The organism is Leptospira ainlahdjerensis, assembly GCF_016919175.1.
Taxonomy (GTDB): Bacteria; Spirochaetota; Leptospiria; order Leptospirales; family Leptospiraceae; genus Leptospira; species Leptospira ainlahdjerensis.
Map to the genome: position 1 here is coordinate 1 of NZ_JAFFPU010000042.1, position 16487 is coordinate 16487.

A 16487-nucleotide genomic window follows, 5' to 3' on the forward strand; every position below is an offset into this window, starting at 1 on the left:
CTTCAAAGGATCAAAGGATCAAAGGATCAAAGGATCAAAGGATCAAAGGATCAAAGGATCAAAGGATCAAAGGATCAAAGGATCAAAAGGGTATCATTTTCCGAAGAAGAAGCGCTTTGATTCTTCCATTGACAACGAAAAGCGAGTAACAAAGAGTCTAAACAAGGATGGATTCTATTTTCGAGAAACGGGAAACTTCGATCGTCTTTTTTGACGGAGTATGCAATCTCTGTAACGGAACCGTTCTATTCTTCTTGGATCATAACCCCGGAAAAAATCTTCGATTTGCGAGCCTTCAATCAAAAGGCGCGGAACGGATTCTTGGAAAAAAAGTTCTTCCGAAGGATTCTCCATCCTCCGTTCTTTTTTTGGAGAAGGGGGTTCTTTACGAAAAATCGACTGCGGTTCTGAAGATCGCAACTCATCTTTCCTTTCCCTGGAACCTGGCACAGATCTTTCGATGGATTCCCGCCTCTTTACGGGACTTCGTCTATGATTGGATCGCAAAAAATCGATACCGGTGGTTTGGAAAGAGCGAAGCTTGTAGAATCCCGAGTCCGGAATACAAATCCCGCTTTTTAGAATCCGAATAACAGAACGATTGTCTCGTTTTTTTTGCAACGCATCAATTCTCAAATAAGAATGAAGTGTTTACCGGTTTCCTTTTTCCTTCGAGCGAAGTCCCCTCAAGAATTTTTGGACTGCACAGAAAAACCTTTAAAAAAGTAGGAACTCCTTCTTTCCCAAATAAGAATCCAATCTCAATAACGGAGGCTAAAAGTCTAAAAATGGGAAAAATAGTCTAAAATTTAAACTATGCTTTCAAAAAATTCTAAAATCTATAAAGAATCTTCCTTTATCGTTCATTCTTGCTTTGGGAATCGAGCCGAAAAATTCTTGAATGGAATCCCCAATGGAGAAGACTGACTTTAGAAGTTGTTTTCCGTTGCCGACCTTTGGAATAGGCCCGGACTCCGCGGCTTTTTGGCGACATATTTTGGAATTTACAATATGAAAAGAAAAACTGGCTACATACTGGCGGGATTGCTTGTTCTTGGGCTACTGTTCAGCATCAAATCCTTCGCCAATACAAATTTAGAAGAAATCAAGTTGGACAATCAGTATCTTCAGACCTACAGAGGCACGGAAGGAATCTGGATTGTCCCCAATCGTGTGAAAGAATCCGTAAGCGACCTGGTCCACAACTTTGGAACCACAGAGCACGAGATCAAACGGGTCAACGGAATCCCGGACAACGAAAGAATTCCCGTCAACGAACCCGTATTCTTCCCTTATAACGAAAATTATACAAGAAGTCTCCTTCTCGAGGACAAAGGAAGAGAAATTCTCCGTACCGATCAGAGAGAATTTATCTGGCCGATCAGTTTCAAACATTCTTTCGTAACTTCTCGTCTGGGAAGAAGATGGAACGCGATGCATTCCGGAGTGGATATCGCCTGTCCTACCGGATCGATCGTCATCGCGGCGGCGGACGGAGTGGTTCTGGAATCCAAAAAGGACGGGGGATATGGAAATAAAATTCTTCTTTCCCATCCCGGAATCAATCAGATCAACACTCTCTACGCTCACAATTCTCTTCTTTATGTAAAAGAAGGGGATAAGGTCAAAAAAGGGCAGATCATTGCTCTTTCCGGAAACACGGGACATACAACCGGGCCTCACCTTCACTTCGAAGTCCGCTATCAAAACGTAGTTTTAAATCCGGAACACTACCTTCCGGTCTTTCAATCATCTTCCGAGGGTCGTGTGGCGATCGCGCGGGAGACCATCGAACCTTAAAGTGTTCATTCGCCGGGATTTTTGGAATCCGGAGCTCTTCGAAACCCTTTCCCGGCTTTCTCCCGGGAAAGCTGCATTCGATTTTGATAATACTCTTGTAAGAAACGATTTTGGGGAAGCCGTGATGGAGCTTTTTCTTTCGCAAGGAGTTCCGGCGTATCAAAAAGACATCGCTTCTTTTTTTTCGGAGAAGAATCGGGAACGAATTCTCTCTTCAAGATTCAAAGATCCTCTCTTGTTCCGTTCCCTCGTTTTAGAGGAATACGAATCGATCCAAAGAGAATCGGGTTTGGAAGCTTCTTATCGCTGGAGCTCCTGGATCTTTTCCGGACATTCTCCCGAGGAATTAAAGACGATTTCCAGGTCGGTCTGGAACGAGCACTCTGCGGATTCCGATTCACTTTCCGTAAAGATCTACGAACCGATGAAAGAATTGGTACATCACTTACAGTCTTCCGGTTGGGACGTTTGGATCGTGACCGCTTCTCCTCAAGAAATCATCCAATCCGTTTCGACCCTTTTTGGAATTCCGGAAGAGAAGGTTTTAGGAATGCAACTTTCTCTTGAGGATGGAATTCATTCTTCTGAAATTTTAGAACCGTTTACCTATGGAAAGGGGAAAGTGAAACGTTTTCAAAACGCGGTCGGTGCGTTGCCCGATCTCGCCTTCGGAGATTCGGTAAACGACTTTCCTCTTTTGGAATCCGCAAAGCTCGGAGTTTTTTTGGATCGAGAAAAAGGAACCGTCCCTCCGCAGGGAACGAGGATCCAAAGTCTTCGAGGATGGAACGTTCTCGAAGGAGTTTTGATCTGAAGTATGAATTCGAACCCGAAGGGAGTTTTGATCCTTGTCTCTGTATCGCTTGGAAATCCGGGCGACCTTACTCAGAGAGCAAAAAAAATATTAGAACATTCTGATATACTCATAGGGGAAGAATCTAGAACGACTTCCACTCTTCTCAAATCGCTTTCCATCGAAAAGGAATTCTTTCTCTGCAATGAACATTCGACTCCCGAAGACATTCGCTTTTTGGGAGAAAAGGTGATCGGCGCCGATTGTACCGCCCTGATTTCGGACGCTGGAACTCCGGGGATCGAAGACCCGGGTAGGGAACTCGTCCAAGAAGTTTTGAGAAAAGGAGGAACTGTCCAGAGCGCGCCCGGTGCCATCGCTTTTGGGGCGGCTCTTAGCATTTCCGGATTCAAAATTTCTCCGTTTACATTCTGCGGTTTTCTTTCCAGAGAATCTCCGGATCGTAGAAAGGAATTGGATCGTTTTTTAAAACCGGGTCATACGATCGTGTTTTACGAAACACCTTATCGTTATAAGGCGGTTCTTCACGACTTAGATTTCGTTTTAAAAGAATCCGGCGAGGAAAGACAGATTTTTCTTTGTTTGGATCTTACCTTAGAATCCGAATTTCAATTTCGTGGAAAACTTTCCGAACTTCTGAAAATTCTGGATTCGCTTCCGAAAGGAAATCCTGTGATCGTCGTTTCTCAGAGAAAGGGAGGATCGGTTTTTAGGAAGGATCCAAAAACGTTTCCCAAAAAGAAAACGCAAAAACCGAAAAATAAAAGATAGTTTTTTTATCCAAGATAATACTAAGGCTGAAATCGAAACGTATCTAAAAAAGTAAATTCTAAATTGAGAATATTAAATATCCGGCATGTCAATAGTTTTTAAGAATCGGGCTCTGTTTTGAAATATGGATTCCTCGATCGGGAATGTAGAAATTTCGGAAACTTTTTGACACCGAGGATTTTTTTCGGAAGAAAATGTTGTGCGCTCTTGTGTTCGAAAGGTCGGAAAAAATCCGATTTCCCTTTTAGCATTCTTATTTTTTGGGGTAAACAAGGCGAAAATTTTCACATTCGAGTTTTTTAATACGTTGATTCTAAAAACACCGGAAGGTTCCACTACGCCGTAGCTCGTTCCGAAATAATCGATTCCAACTCCTTGGATCAAAAATTCTTCCGGATTTTTTGCGAGGATTTTTCCAGTTACGCAGGTGAATTCCGGTTTTGGTTTGTCGAAGTTCCACCAGCCTGAGGAATCGATTTTGGAATAGATTTGAAAAGGAATCCAATCCGATCCTTCGATTTCGGATATCGCGGAGCTTTCCTGTTTTTGGGAAATCAAATCCCAGTTTCCCTTTGTATAACGATATACATTCGAACCGTTTGGATCCGTGAGAGGAAGTAATTCCACCTTCAGATTTTTTTTGGGTTCGATTCGTTTTCCATCTTCGTTAAAAAAAGAAACATAAAACATTCCCGTAGATTCCAGAAGAAGAGCGGGAGAACGGTTCGAGCCGATCTGTGTGGGAATTCCGGCAAAGAGAAAATCGGCGTGTTTGTTTAAGGTTATGATTCTAACTTCCACTTGTTCCGTTTTTGAAAAAGAACGCGGAGGAATCGTCAGTCTTAGGCTTCCGATATCCATTACGGATTCTAAATCCGTAGAAAAAAAATCTACAAAAGGTTTTAAAATCGAAAAGCCGAAGGGTGTCTGATTCGTAGATGATTTTCCGATTTCCCACCGAGTTTCCTGACTCTGAATGATCTTCATCCTTTCTTCGGGACTCAATGTCGGATCGCTCGGATCCGTTTCCGCCATTACGGGTTTTAGAAGAAAAAAAATAAGAATCGAAGGAATAGTCAAAAAACGTTTCATAGGATGATTGTCGATTTTAAAACGGCAAACTTGAGGGAGAAAGGGGATTTTTGTGGACGCTTTGGTTTGTATATCTATAATTTTTTTCGAACATTTTGTTCGTAGATTGCGCGGACCCTTTTGATCCGAAGTCAGGGCCCTTGTCAAAGGGTCAGATTTGTTTTTACTTTCAAATCTTGAATATTAGAATTTCTTTAAGTATTCTGGCATTTCCGGCAAAACGGTTTCCGTCCAAACCCAGTCTCCGACGAGCGAAACGATCGGAGCCGTTTCGCCGTTCAAGATGGCGACTAACGCTTTTTTAAGATCGTCTTGTGAAGTCAGCCGGAACGGAACGTCCGGAAACTTGGAAGAAAAAGACGATTGTTCCTGTTTGGCGACGTATTGAAGAAAAAAGTCGGGAAAACTCATTCCCGATTCTTTTTGCTGTTTGAGAAGTTCTTGCAGATCCTTGTCCAGCGATTTTTTCCCCATTCTCTGAAGGATGATCGTAATTCCTCGAACGCTCTGGCTAAAAAACGAACCCGCGCGGATAATCTTTCGGCGAGACGGTTTTTGAATCGCCCATTCTTCCATCTTTCTTTTGACAAATGCAAGAGAACCATAAAAGGGTTGAAGATGAGGTCTGTAATAATAAGCGGAGTAACCTACGCTCAGATCCGGTTTTAATTTTTCTTCGATCGCGATCATCGGATCCAAACAAAATTTCGCGGCTTCCTTGATATCGTTTTCGGGAGTTTCGGAAACCGGATAACCCAGGTTCCCTCTTGCGGGAGTGTATACAAAAAGGTCGATCTTCTCGATTCCATTCTTCTTCAAACCTTCGTACAAAAGTTCGAGGGACGATTTTGGATCTTCCAAGTTGATCTTTGTGATCGTGAGATCCGCTTCGGGAAGAGAAGAGTCCTTACTCGTTGTGGCGATAACTTTCCAGTTCTCGTTTTTTGTCTTTGCGAATTCTCGGACTGCTTCCACAGCGCTTTGTCCGGCCACTCCGCTCGTTCCGATGATGAGTGCATTTTTTGACATGAAAATTCTCCGTTCGCAGGAGATGGTTCTTAAGAAGAGTTCTTTGTCTTTCTATTTTAAGGAGAATTCGGAAAAAAGAGAAGGATCGATCGATATTCCTTCTAAAAATTTTTGGAAGTCTTGCGGAGGTGGACAAAGAATTTTTTCTTCGATTCCCTCTTTTTCAAAAAAGGAAACCCCGGTCGCGTGCAAAAGCGACCGTTTGGCTCGCGGAAAAGGATTGCCATTCGTTTTGGATTTTTGTTTCTGATCGCCTAACAAAGATTTATCGGAAAATCCGTAGACGTGATCTCCAACGATAGGAAATCCCTTTTCGCTTAGATGAAACCGAATCTGATGTCTTCTTCCGGTTTGAAGTTTTGCGAGAAGGACCGAATAGTTTTCTTTCGAATTCCGTTTTAGAACGACAAACTCAGTCACGGCCTTGTCTCCTCCGGAAAATACTTTTTTGACCCTTTTGTTTCCGTCCTTGAGATAACAGGTTTCCGTAAAACGATCTTCGGGAACGATTCCCGTAGCAATGCAGAGATAAATTTTTACGGACGTTTTTAAAATTTTATCGGCTTCCTTATTTTTTTCAGGATCCTTACAGAAGAATACGAGACCGCTTGTATCCAGATCGAGTCGATTTACGGTTCTTAAAAAAGGAAGTCCTAATTCTTTTTGAAGGAGATCGGAAAAATTCTCCCTTTTCGAATCCTTGGTTGCGTGAACAGGAATCCCGGCGGGTTTTTCGGCAAAAAGAAAAGAATCCGATTGGTAGAATATTCTAAAATTGGAATGTTCTTTAGGCATTCTTTTGTCTTAGATCCAAAAGCGAACTTCTGAAATTCTTTTCATCCTTAAGAATGGAAAAAAAAGGTCCGTCGTTTTCACGATCGGAACCGTTGTTCCGATGAGTTCCTTTTTTTCGGAAATCAAAAAAGACAATGGATCCGAAAGTCCTCCGGATCCGGTGTTCGAGTCGGAAGTCATTTCGATTCCACACTTCGGATCCCTTTGGAAGTCATCATCAAGTCCGTTTTTGCGTGTTCGGCGAGCCTTATCTGAGTTACTATTTGGGTCGGTTTCTTCCAACCAACCCAAATTTTCGAAGAGAACAAATTGTACGCGGGGACGATCCAAAGAGAGGAGGTATTCCCGAATTTTTTTTCGCCATAGATTTGTGATCTGCCAAAAAAGAAAACCAGCGCTTCCCTCCGTCTTTTCTACTTTGAATATGGATTTAGATTTCATAACCTTTTTTTAAATGCCGGTTTCATTCTAAGATGGGAACCGGGATTGTAAAGTGAGATTGTGTTTCTCACCAAACCGGTCCGCGTGATGATACCGCCCTCAGCGCTTGCAGTGTTTGATGGGTGTTTGGAAACAAAGGCTTTTTAAGATCCTTTCAGGAGAATGAATTTTCGCTTCTATCCCTTTTTTTTGTGTTTTGCGCTTTTCTAATTTCAATTCTTGCCATAGAATTCGATTGATTTCGAATTGGATCCGTTCTTAATTTTTCCGATAAAAAAAATGGGATTGTTGTTATTTTATAAGAGGCGGCTATGAAAAATAAAATCAGAGCGTTGTTTCTCATTCTTCTACTTAGTTCCTGCGCGGAAGCGGAGAAATCTAGTTTTGATAACTCCAATCCTCTGGCGATGCTTGTTCAATTCGGTTGGAGTTTGGGTTTGGTTCCTCCCAAGGGAGCCGGCGCGCTTGAATTTGTGGCGGTTGGAAGCAATTGTTCTTCTTGGACGAGTGGGGACGGGACCACTTGGAAATACAGCGCGACCCGTTTTCCCGGATGTACGAACGGATCCGTCTATAGCGTAGCCTACGGCAACGGAACCTGGGTTGCTGTGGGAACTCTTACGGGAACCACTGGTTGTGGAATCTGGTCCAGCCAAGACGGGGAAACCTGGACTCAATCTTCTTGCGGGGCCGGTATGATTACAATCAGCGGCACTCCGACTTCGGTGATCCGAAATCTCTATACAGTCACTTTTGGGGGAGGACGTTTTTTTGCGGCGGGAGATCATATTGCTGCCCAAACAGGGGTCGGATTTTTTGGACAAATCTCAAACGACGGGAAGAGCTGGCAATTTCTTGCCATTCCCGACGGATCGACTTACATCGGGACTGATTACTTTTCTTTCAGCACTTATAGCGCGGCTAATTCTGAAATCTACTTCAGCGGCTTTCATAGCGTAAATTCGGAGTTGGCTCAGTTTTCTCTTCCTTCTTTGACAAACTCTGATGTCTCTATTTCCACTCCTTCTTCGAAAAACGGAGTTTTGGCTCTCAAATCTGGTAAGGTTTTTGTCTTTGGGGGAAATACGGATGTGAACCCAACCGCAAGTTTTGCAAAAATCGGAAATACGGTTTTGACCGTCGCTTCGAGTGGAACTTTCAATACGGCGGTACCCGGTTTTATCAATTCGGCCGTAGAAGGTAAGGACAAGATCGTCGTTTTTGGGAATCAGTGCGCCTTGGATTATTACGATCTTACCCTTCAAGTTTGGCACCCTGCTGCTTCTCCCAATATGAGTCAGTGTTCCGGTCTGGATTGGATGTCTTCCACATACAATTCCACATTGGATTTGTTCGTCTCTGGAGGAAGTGTGTCGACGAATATTCCCACTGCGTTTGGATTTTCCAAAACCGGGCTTCCATCGGATTGGACCGTCGTCACACAAGGAGATGCCGGTTCTCCCGGACCCAGTATATTAGGAATTGCTACTAAATAAATTTGGAAAGTGATTTATAGAAGTGATTTCGATTTCCAGGACGGCGAGTTCCTGTCCTTCTTTTGGATCGCAGCTTCGACAAGAACCGACTAAAAAACTTCCCTGGACCGATTCAAAGCGTTTCCTTACGTTTTGCGAGATATTGTAAGGCTCCGGTTCATCCTTCTCGAATTTTATTTCCGATCACTCGCGAGAATAAAAAGGAAAACGGTTCCGAAAATGGAACCGTGCGGCAAAAACAACGCTCCCGGATTTGCGGGAAACAGTTCGCTGTCGAATCCCAATCGGGAGAGTAAAAGATTTGTGGGATCTGAAGAAAAAAATTCCTCTTTCACCTCTGTTCGTTCAAGCTAAGTTTTCGGTCTTCCTTTCGGTTTGAGGACTCCTTGGAACCCGCTTTGAATTCTCCTTTCCAAAATGATTCTTCGATTTTGGAATCTCGGTTTCTCCAATTGGAAACATCTTTGCTATACTTTTCAGAGTTTGTAGGACTTGCTTTTGTGATTTCTTCCCGCCGTATCCGTTTTACCGCGTTCTTCGGGAAGATTGGATTCGTGATTTTTGCAATTGTAGTGATAAGAATCGGTCTATTTTTCGAGGGAAGGGAGTTTTAGATTGACAAAATTCTGCTATATTAGACAAAAAAAAGGAAATGAACCCAGCCACGGAAGAATTGGAAGCAGGGAAGGAACTTCCTTCCAGCGAGCACATCACAGAAGTCGTTAAAGAAAATCTTAAACTCATCCGTCATACAAAGGGGTTTTCCTTGGATAAACTGGCCTCCCGTTGTGGAGTCAGTCGGGCCATGCTCTCTCAAATCGAACAGGGAAAGAGTGTTCCTACCATATCGGTTCTCTGGAAGATCGCAAACGGTCTGAATGTTCCGTTCAGCGAACTTCTGAAAGAAAAAGGAACCGAAGGTGTCATCGTGATGAAGGCCGAAAGCACGAAGGTTTTGTTTTCCAGTTCCAAAGTTTTTTCCAGCCGGGCGCTTTTTCCGTATAACGGAAATCGAAAGACCGAATTTTATGAACTCATCTTAAAGCCCGGTGGTATCGAGATTGCCGAGCCGCATCAATCCGGAACGACTGAAAATATCGTCGTTGTTTCCGGAAAACTCCGTCTTCGTGTCGGGGAAAAAATCGTAGAACTGGAACCGAAGGATTCCGTCTTTTTTAGGGCCGATATTCCTCACGAGTATTCCAATCCGACGGACCAAGAAACTTTGATGTATCTGGTGATGGATTACAGAGACGAAATCAATTGATTTCGTAAAAAAGATCTTTCCATTCTTTGTCCGCAAAGGAGAATCCTTTGGATAATTCCTTTTAGGACAGACAAAAGAATGTGTTACCCGTTTTATTTCAGGACCGTTTTTCTTTTCGCGTTTATCGTTTCTTTTTTATTCCATTCTTATTTAGAGGCGGAGAGTTTACCCGTCTCATCGGCCAATCCGGATTCGGTTTATGAAGAACAAATTTCCTGTCATCCGGAGGATTGTATTTCCTTAAAACTCGAAGATATTCTCGAAGAAGGTGTGAAGTCAAAAATTTCTCGACTGATGTCGGAGAATGCTGGGAAAATTCTGATCGATACCTCCGGCTCCGCGCGAAAGATCGATTCGGAAGATTTGGACGACGTTCGTACCGTATTGGAGGAGATTTCCAAGAGGGACGGGAAGGTTGCGATTGAAAGACTCCATATCGCGATCCGTTCTTTTCAACTTCCGGAACCCCCATTCTTAAAAGATCTTGGTCTTGTTGGCTGGGATGTTTTTAAGAGAATTTATAAAAAGATCTATTATCGAAGAACTTCCGACTATCACGCGAAGGTTTTGTATCATCCGGAAACTTTAAATATCTTTCTCGTCTATTTTGTTCATCGGAAATACGGAGATATTTGTAATACGGTCTTTGCGAATTGTAACGAGATTGAATATCTGGACGACGATACCTTTGATTTACAACTTTCCCAGGCTTTGAAAGAATCCAGGGACAAAATGGTTCCGGTAAAGGTTTCGTTTCGTCAGACCGAAGCCGTCCTTCCCGAAGCAAAATTGGATCTGGAATCTTTAAAAGGAATGAATCGTTCTACTCGGATCTACAAGTGGATGGCCGCTGGAAAGGAAAGAGAGGTCAAACCAGTTACAAAGTCGAGATTTCTCGCCTTTCAAGCAGTTGTCACAGCGATCGATTATTCGTTAACCGTTTACGATATGATTTCCGCCTTGATTCTTTACAAACCGGCTTCGGAGAGAAAAATCGAAATCAACTACGTCGATTCGGAAAAAGGAAAAAAAATCGATTCCGTAATCTTTCTTCCTCCGGAGGAATCGAAAAGATAAGGGAGGGTGTTTTCGATTCTTCAAACGAAGAATTTTTCTCAAACCGAAGGCATCGGATAGACTCTAAAAATGGAATGTTTTTTTGAGGATTCTTTTTTCTGGAGAAGACTTTGATTTGTAATTCGATTTTGGTGCGGCCTTTCAGTGCGGCTTCCATCCTTTTCTAAAAAGGAATTGTATTTTTTGAATGTAGAACACGTTTTTGGACCGGAAGAAATGAGTAGTGTGGGAACTCCCCTAAGAATTGACCGAGAGAATTCAGTCCTTAAATTTAGAAGCCGAATTCGGGAAGTCCTGTGGGAACTCTTGCGTTTTGATTACAAGCTGACCTGAATCTTAGAAGCGATTTTTGTTTTCAGACTCTGGTCTTAAGTGCGGCTTCCATCCTTTTTTAAAAAAGGAATTGTATTTTTTGAATATAGAACACGTTTTTGGAACGGAAGAAATGGGCAGTGTGGGAACTCCAAAAATGAAAATCAAGGCCATTCTTTTTGATTATGACGACACCTTGGTGCAAACAAGAAAGATCCGTTACGGAACCCTGAAAGATCTCGCAAGAGAAATATTTCAGTTTGAATTGAAGGATTCGCATATCGACGACGCTTGGGGGTTGCCCGGAGACGATTTTTTAAGGAGGGTCTATGGAAAATTTTCAGAAGACCTGGAAAGTCTCTGGGAAGTTTACAATTCCTTTTGTGAAAGGGATCCGAATCTCACATTTCCGGGTGTGGAGGACTTCCTACAAAAATATGGTTCTACGTTTCATTTTGGAATCCTTTCTTCTTCGAGTGGAAGACGGGTCTTGAAAGAAATGGAATATTTTTCCTTTTCCAAGGATTCTTTTTTTGCAATCCAAACGGCGGAGGATACGAAAGTGCACAAACCCAACCCAAAGGTTTTTCTTCCGATATTAGAGGAGGCAAAAAGGAGAGAACTTGATTCCTCCGAAATTCTCTATATCGGGGATACCCTGGGCGATGCGACCGCATCTTTGGGAGCCGGTTTACGTTTTTTAGGAATGGCTCATGAAGGACATTCTGCGAAAATCTTTCAAGATGAAAATTTAGAATTCGTTTCTTCTTTCTTGGAATTGGGGCGCTGGATTGAATTTTAGTTTTTAGAGTCTTTTTTTCAAAAGGAATCTCTTTCTTCCACTTCCGCTTGTCTGCAAATTTGATTCTCAAGGAAAAATCTGTCGGAACTCCGACGCCCCCACCGTGAAAGCAGTGCGCCCCGCCCAAATTTCGGGTGGAGGGGTGGGGGGCGGGAAAAAACTCGGGAGACTTTTCTATATCACAAAATTCTAATTTTGCAAAAAAAAAATTCCCGTGTAGGAACTCAGCAAGTGCCTCTCTCGAAGAACGAGAGAGGCACGTAGAAAAAACCTTTTTTAACGAAAGAAAATAAAGGTGAGAAGAATAAACGTCGGAATCAAAATGGAGAACGAATATAAAACGTATCCTCCGAAACTTGGCATCTTTACGTTGTTTTCTTCGGCTACGGATTTCACCATAAAGTTAGGCGCATTTCCGATATAAGTGAGCGCTCCCATAAAGACGGCTCCGACTGAAATCGCTTTCAGAAGACTTTCCGCATAAGGATCCGCCAGGATCTGAGCGACGTCGCTCATTCCGAGAGTTCCTTTTGCCAAAGATAGGAAAGTGAGATAGGTCGGCGCATTGTCCAAAACCCCGGAGAAAAGCCCCGTAACCCAAAAGAACTGCCAAGGTTGTGTCACTCCCAAATTCTTTCCGTTGTGCTCTAAGAGAATCAGAGCCGGAATCATCGTAATGAAAATCCCGATAAAAAGATACGCTACTTCCTGGATCGGATGGAGCGTAAACTTGTTGTGTTCTCTCACGTGTCCTCTTGTGGTAAGTTTGGAAACGACAATCAAACCGATCAAAACCGCTTCTCTGATAAACGCAAGATAAGGATTTTCAGAAATCTGAGGAATGTAGTTCTGATTGATAAACGCGACCGACAAAACGACTCCCAAGAGCCAGATAAAATTTACCTGACCTTCTAGGCTGATCGGATGTTTGTGAGCGCGATCTTTTTTGAGATCCTTTGGAGTTTCCTTTTTATAAGCGATCGTATCCCAAATAAAATACGCCACGAGGAGAAGAATTCCGGCGACTAACAATTCAGGAAGAAGCTTAAAGGTCCAGGTGAACGGAACTCCGATCAAATAACCGAGGAAAAGAGGAGGATCTCCGAGCGGAGTCAAGGAACCGCCGATGTTCGAAACCAGAAAGATAAAAAAGATCACCGTATGAACAACGTATTTTCTTTCCGAGTTCGTTTTCAGAATCGGACGGATCAAAAGCATAGAAGCTCCCGTGGTTCCGATAAAGGAAGCAAGGAAGGTTCCTAAGATCAAAAAGATCGTGTTGTTAACCGGAGTCGCTTCGATATCACCTTTCAGACGGATTCCGCCGGAGATATAAAAGAGGGCGCCGAGTAGAATGATAAAGGGCACATACTCAAAGACGAGAGTGTGAACGATCTTTCCAAACCAACCGTGGAGAACCAGGATCACAAAAGAGATCGCAGCCAGACCCAAAGCTAAAATCAGCTTATTCGTGTTACTTTCCCACCAGTGAGAAGTTGTGTGGGAAACGATGGGGAGGAGCGCGATGCTCAGAAGAATCAGAACAAACGGAATCACACTCCAGTAAGGAAGATCTTCCCCTTTCACTTCATGGTGACCGCCGCCGGTCGCCTCGTTATGAGAAGAATCGTGATTCTCGCTGGACTGAATCTGAGGTTGTGTTTCTCCGGCGGGTTCGTCGGCCAAGAGCGCCGCTGCGGGCAGAGTAAGAAGGATCGCCAGAAGGACGGAAGTAAGTTTTTGTTTCATAGCTCGTATCATCTGAAGAATTTTTAGACATTTTCAGGATTTAGAAGCAAGAGTAAAAGGAAAAAGAATCTCTTTGCCTTTTTTTTCCGATTTGTGGCATTCCATTTTGCGAACTTTTTTGGATTGCAGAATTTTTCAAGAAAGAGAATGGTTTCTTAAGCGGTACCGCAAATAAATTGTGCAAAAACGAAGTTTGCGGATGTCAGATGGATAGAAGGTTCTTCCCTTAAAGGGAATTAAAAAGAATGGAAGCGTTATTTACAAAGAAGGCCTGTTTGACCCCGAACGAGATCGAACAGAGATTGAAGTCCGTTTCCATCCAACCCACTATGCAGAGAATTTCGATTTGCCAGTATGTTCTCTGCGAAGCCGATCATCCCACCGCTGAAGAAGTAAAAGAATGGGTCGACAGTCGCTCTTTTAAAATGAGTCTTGCGACCGTCTACAATACGTTAAACGTTCTCGTGAGTGCGGGACTTCTGAGAGAGTTCAAATTCTCCTGTTTGGGAAAGTCGGTCTATGACAGCAATATCGTGGATCACTATCACTTCTTCGACGAGGCTTCCGGAAAATTCCACGATATCGATCCTTCTCTTCTTTCTCTCAGTTCTGATCTTCCCGCCGAGTTTCGAGTAAACAAGACCGACATCCTGCTTACCGGAAATCTGGATTTTAAACTCAAAGATTGATCGCTTCTCCCAAGGCCACTCCGAAGGATTCCATTACGGTTTCGGAAAGTGTGGGATGGGCGAAGATCGTAGAGGCGATTTCTTTCGCCGTCAATTCCTGAGTGATTCCAAGCACAACCGCGGGAAGGAGTTCGGTTACACCGGGACCGATCAGATGAGCTCCTAAGATTTCCCCCGAATTTTGATCCACGATCACCTTTGTAAAACCACCGACGTCTCCCATTGCGCGCGCGCGTCCGTTTCCGATAAACGGAAACTTTCCGACGCGGATCTTATATCCGAGGTCGATGGCCCTTTGTTCTGTAAAACCGATGGAAGCTACTTCCGGATGACAATACGTACAACCGGGGATCGCATTGTAATCGACGGGCGTATAACTGAGGTTATGCGGATTTCCTGCGTGGATCGAAATCGCTTCCGCGGCTTTGATTCCTTCCAAGGATGCGACGTGTGCGAGAAGAGGGGGACCGTTGCAGTCTCCGATCGCGTAGATATGAGAAACGCTCGTTTTGTATTTTGTATCGGTTTTTACAAAACCTTTTTGTAAAAAAACTCCGATCTCTTCTAAGTTCATCGAATCGGTGTTAGGAACAACACCGATCGAAACGAGAATTTTTTCGACCTCTAAGATTTCTCCGGTTTCCGGCAGATTTTTTCCTTTTAAAAGAACTTTGACTTTTCCGTCCTTTAGTTCCGGATTGGAAACTCCAACACCGGTCAAAACACGGATGGCTCTTTTTACAAAAGACTTTTCTAAGAATGTCGAAACATCTTTGTCTTCTACGGGAAGAATCTGGTCCAGCATTTCGACTAACGTGACCTTGGTTCCCATCGCGGAATAGAAGTCGGCGAACTCGACCCCGATCGCACCGGCTCCGACGATCAAAAGGGATTCGGGAATTTTTTCCAACACCATCGCGCTTCTCGAAGATAAAACAGTCTTTCCGTCGAAAGGAAGACCCGGAAGTTCGCGGGCTCTCGCGCCCGTCGCGATGATAAAATACTTGGAGACGATTTCTTCTTTGGAAGTATCCGGCAGCCAAATCGTATTCGAATCTTTGAATACGGCTGTCCCCTTTTTTCTTGTGATCTTATTTTTATTTAAAAGAAATTCCACACCCGAGGCCATCTGGTCCGCTACTTTTCGGGAGCGCTGGATGATCGTTGGAAAATCGGGTTTGGCTCCGTTCGAATCGATTCCGAATTCTTTTGCGGAATGTATTTTCTCCAAAAGATGAGCCGATTCCAAAAGCGCTTTTGTGGGAATACACCCCCAGTTGAGACAGATTCCGCCGGGTCTATCTTTTTCAAGGATACAGACGTTCATTCCCAATTGAGCGCCTCGGATGGCGGCGACGTAACCGCCCGGCCCCGCTCCGATGACGGTAAGATCGTAGGATTCTGGCATAAAATTCTCCCGAGTTATTAGATGAGTCTTTCTCTACATTGGGCAAGGACTTTTTGAAAGAATCGAATCCTCTTCTTCCTTTTCGAAAAGAAAGAAATCCATTTTTTTGAAGGAATTCGGAGTATCTTATTTTCGGAGAAAAGTGAAAACAATTGTCGATCTCGAATCTTGACTTGTTATTTAAATCGAAATTCGATGCGAGATAGAAACGGGAGAATCGATTGAAAAAAGGTCTCAATCCAAAAAAACGAAAAACGCCTGCGATCCTAAAAATCGTCTTTGCGATTCTTCTTTTACTTTTAACAAACTGCGCCGCAACGGAATTTAAAATTCATTCCGTAAAACTGGAAAGAAAAGAAGCGAACAATCTTTATTTTCGTTTGATCACGGATATCGACTTTTTGGACAAACGAGAATGCAAAGGTTACCACTGTTTTCTTCGTTTTGAATTTTATCCGATCGAAAGAGGAAATCCGAAACGTACAGTTTTGATCGGTAAAGGCTCACTGAAAAAGGAATTTCCTGTGGATGAATCCGGAGTGAAGAGGCAATTTGATTTCGCTCGAAGTCGTTCCAGGCCAACATTTTCCATTTATAAATCCAATTACTCGGAAGAGGGAATCGCGGAAGAAGAAATGATAACATCCATAGGTTCTAAATCGGCTAAAGAATTCGAATATCTTTTTAAGATACCGTTGGAAATGGGAGATGGCGGAGAGAGTTGGGATGATCCGAGTCTAAACGACGAAAGAGTCGCCGAACACTATAATTTGAAAGCAGGGACTACTTATACGTTCTGGGGAAAAATTGTGGGGCCGACGTTTCCGTTCACGATCGGGTTCACCTATCGGATATTCCCGTATTTCTTTCTTGGAATCCGATCGCAACTCTATCGTTGGGAAGTGACGATTCCAAAATAAGAATGGAACATTTTTGAGGAAAACG

15 protein-coding genes and 1 pseudogene are annotated in these 16487 nt (G+C 43.3%); 10 read left to right on the forward strand and 6 right to left on the reverse strand.

Annotated elements, in window-relative coordinates:
- The first annotated feature begins 167 nt into the window (after positions 1-167).
- From JWG45_RS11765 to rsmI, 4 genes are all read left to right on the forward strand, one after another.
- Complete coding sequence (locus JWG45_RS11765; RefSeq protein WP_205279897.1) at positions 168-593, forward strand: thiol-disulfide oxidoreductase DCC family protein; 426 nt, start codon at positions 168-170, stop codon at positions 591-593.
- Positions 594-1011: 418 nt separating this feature from the next.
- On the forward strand, positions 1012-1800 hold the full coding sequence (locus tag JWG45_RS11770) for a M23 family metallopeptidase (protein WP_118969041.1): 789 nt from the start codon (positions 1012-1014) through the stop codon (positions 1798-1800).
- Position 1801: 1 nt separating this feature from the next.
- Positions 1802-2614 (forward strand): HAD family hydrolase, encoded by an 813-nt coding sequence (locus JWG45_RS11775; RefSeq protein WP_205279898.1) that lies wholly within the window; start codon positions 1802-1804, stop codon positions 2612-2614.
- A gap of 3 nt (positions 2615-2617) precedes the next feature.
- Positions 2618-3385 (forward strand): 16S rRNA (cytidine(1402)-2'-O)-methyltransferase, encoded by a 768-nt coding sequence (gene rsmI, locus JWG45_RS11780; protein WP_205279899.1) that lies wholly within the window; start codon positions 2618-2620, stop codon positions 3383-3385.
- Between the two features lie 72 nt (positions 3386-3457).
- Here the strand turns inward: rsmI and JWG45_RS22205 are convergent, their stop codons facing one another.
- The 4 genes from JWG45_RS22205 to JWG45_RS11800 form a co-directional block, all read right to left on the reverse strand.
- Positions 3458-4477, reverse strand: a complete 1020-nt coding sequence (locus JWG45_RS22205) for a hypothetical protein (RefSeq protein ID WP_232380654.1) — start codon at positions 4475-4477, stop codon at positions 3458-3460.
- A gap of 183 nt (positions 4478-4660) precedes the next feature.
- Positions 4661-5506 carry an SDR family NAD(P)-dependent oxidoreductase gene (locus tag JWG45_RS11790; protein ID WP_205279900.1) on the reverse strand — a complete coding sequence of 282 codons (846 nt, stop codon included), beginning with the start codon at positions 5504-5506 and terminating at the stop codon, positions 4661-4663.
- 51 nt (positions 5507-5557) lie between these two features.
- Positions 5558-6301 (reverse strand): RluA family pseudouridine synthase, encoded by a 744-nt coding sequence (locus JWG45_RS11795; RefSeq protein WP_205279901.1) that lies wholly within the window; start codon positions 6299-6301, stop codon positions 5558-5560.
- Positions 6302-6310: 9 nt separating this feature from the next.
- Positions 6311-6742 (reverse strand): MarR family transcriptional regulator, encoded by a 432-nt coding sequence (locus JWG45_RS11800; protein ID WP_232380655.1) that lies wholly within the window; start codon positions 6740-6742, stop codon positions 6311-6313.
- A gap of 311 nt (positions 6743-7053) precedes the next feature.
- On the opposite strand from JWG45_RS11800, the gene JWG45_RS11805 reads away from it, so the two are divergent.
- From JWG45_RS11805 to JWG45_RS11820, 4 genes and pseudogenes are all read left to right on the forward strand, one after another.
- Positions 7054-8238: a hypothetical protein gene (locus tag JWG45_RS11805; protein WP_205279902.1), complete on the forward strand. Its 1185-nt coding sequence runs from the start codon at positions 7054-7056 to the stop codon at positions 8236-8238.
- Positions 8239-8890: 652 nt separating this feature from the next.
- A complete protein-coding gene (locus tag JWG45_RS11810; protein ID WP_205279903.1) occupies positions 8891-9505 on the forward strand; it encodes a helix-turn-helix domain-containing protein in 615 nt (204 codons plus the stop codon).
- Positions 9506-9655: 150 nt separating this feature from the next.
- Positions 9656-10582 (forward strand): annotated as a pseudogene (locus JWG45_RS11815) (hypothetical protein); the annotation flags it as partial.
- Between the two features lie 412 nt (positions 10583-10994).
- The gene (locus JWG45_RS11820) at positions 10995-11696 is read left to right on the forward strand and encodes an HAD family hydrolase (RefSeq protein ID WP_205279905.1); all 702 of its coding nucleotides are present in this window, start codon (positions 10995-10997) and stop codon (positions 11694-11696) included.
- Positions 11697-11972: 276 nt separating this feature from the next.
- On the opposite strand, the gene JWG45_RS11825 is transcribed toward JWG45_RS11820, so the two are convergent.
- Positions 11973-13445 (reverse strand): sodium:proton antiporter, encoded by a 1473-nt coding sequence (locus tag JWG45_RS11825; RefSeq protein WP_205279906.1) that lies wholly within the window; start codon positions 13443-13445, stop codon positions 11973-11975.
- 245 nt (positions 13446-13690) lie between these two features.
- Here JWG45_RS11825 and perRB point away from each other — a divergent pair, with 245 nt between their 5' ends.
- The gene (gene perRB / locus JWG45_RS11830; RefSeq protein ID WP_205279907.1) at positions 13691-14134 is read left to right on the forward strand and encodes a peroxide-responsive transcriptional repressor PerRB; all 444 of its coding nucleotides are present in this window, start codon (positions 13691-13693) and stop codon (positions 14132-14134) included.
- Here the strand turns inward: perRB and lpdA are convergent.
- Positions 14124-15542, reverse strand: coding sequence for a dihydrolipoyl dehydrogenase (gene lpdA / locus JWG45_RS11835; protein WP_205279908.1), 1419 nt, complete (start codon positions 15540-15542; stop codon positions 14124-14126). The genes perRB and lpdA overlap by 11 nt on opposite strands.
- Before the next feature lie 221 nt (positions 15543-15763).
- Here lpdA and JWG45_RS11840 point away from each other — a divergent pair, with 221 nt between their 5' ends.
- Complete coding sequence (locus JWG45_RS11840) at positions 15764-16462, forward strand: hypothetical protein (RefSeq protein WP_205279909.1); 699 nt, start codon at positions 15764-15766, stop codon at positions 16460-16462.
- Positions 16463-16487: the final 25 nt, after the last annotated feature.

What these genes read in the sequence shown, in the direction of transcription:
- JWG45_RS11765 (WP_205279897.1), top strand. Translation starts at nt 168, where the DNA reads ATGGATTCTATTTTCGAGAAACGGGAAACTTCGATCGTCTTTTTTGAC.
- JWG45_RS11770 (WP_118969041.1), top strand. Translation starts at nt 1,012, where the DNA reads ATGAAAAGAAAAACTGGCTACATACTGGCGGGATTGCTTGTTCTTGGG.
- rsmI (WP_205279899.1), top strand. Translation starts at nt 2,618, where the DNA reads ATGAATTCGAACCCGAAGGGAGTTTTGATCCTTGTCTCTGTATCGCTT.
- JWG45_RS22205 (WP_232380654.1), bottom strand. Translation starts at nt 4,477, where the DNA reads ATGAAACGTTTTTTGACTATTCCTTCGATTCTTATTTTTTTTCTTCTA.
- JWG45_RS11790 (WP_205279900.1), bottom strand. Translation starts at nt 5,506, where the DNA reads ATGTCAAAAAATGCACTCATCATCGGAACGAGCGGAGTGGCCGGACAA.
- JWG45_RS11795 (WP_205279901.1), bottom strand. Translation starts at nt 6,301, where the DNA reads ATGCCTAAAGAACATTCCAATTTTAGAATATTCTACCAATCGGATTCT.
- JWG45_RS11800 (WP_232380655.1), bottom strand. Translation starts at nt 6,742, where the DNA reads ATGAAATCTAAATCCATATTCAAAGTAGAAAAGACGGAGGGAAGCGCT.
- JWG45_RS11805 (WP_205279902.1), top strand. Translation starts at nt 7,054, where the DNA reads ATGAAAAATAAAATCAGAGCGTTGTTTCTCATTCTTCTACTTAGTTCC.
- JWG45_RS11810 (WP_205279903.1), top strand. Translation starts at nt 8,891, where the DNA reads ATGAACCCAGCCACGGAAGAATTGGAAGCAGGGAAGGAACTTCCTTCC.
- JWG45_RS11825 (WP_205279906.1), bottom strand. Translation starts at nt 13,445, where the DNA reads ATGAAACAAAAACTTACTTCCGTCCTTCTGGCGATCCTTCTTACTCTG.
- perRB (WP_205279907.1), top strand. Translation starts at nt 13,691, where the DNA reads ATGGAAGCGTTATTTACAAAGAAGGCCTGTTTGACCCCGAACGAGATC.
- lpdA (WP_205279908.1), bottom strand. Translation starts at nt 15,542, where the DNA reads ATGCCAGAATCCTACGATCTTACCGTCATCGGAGCGGGGCCGGGCGGT.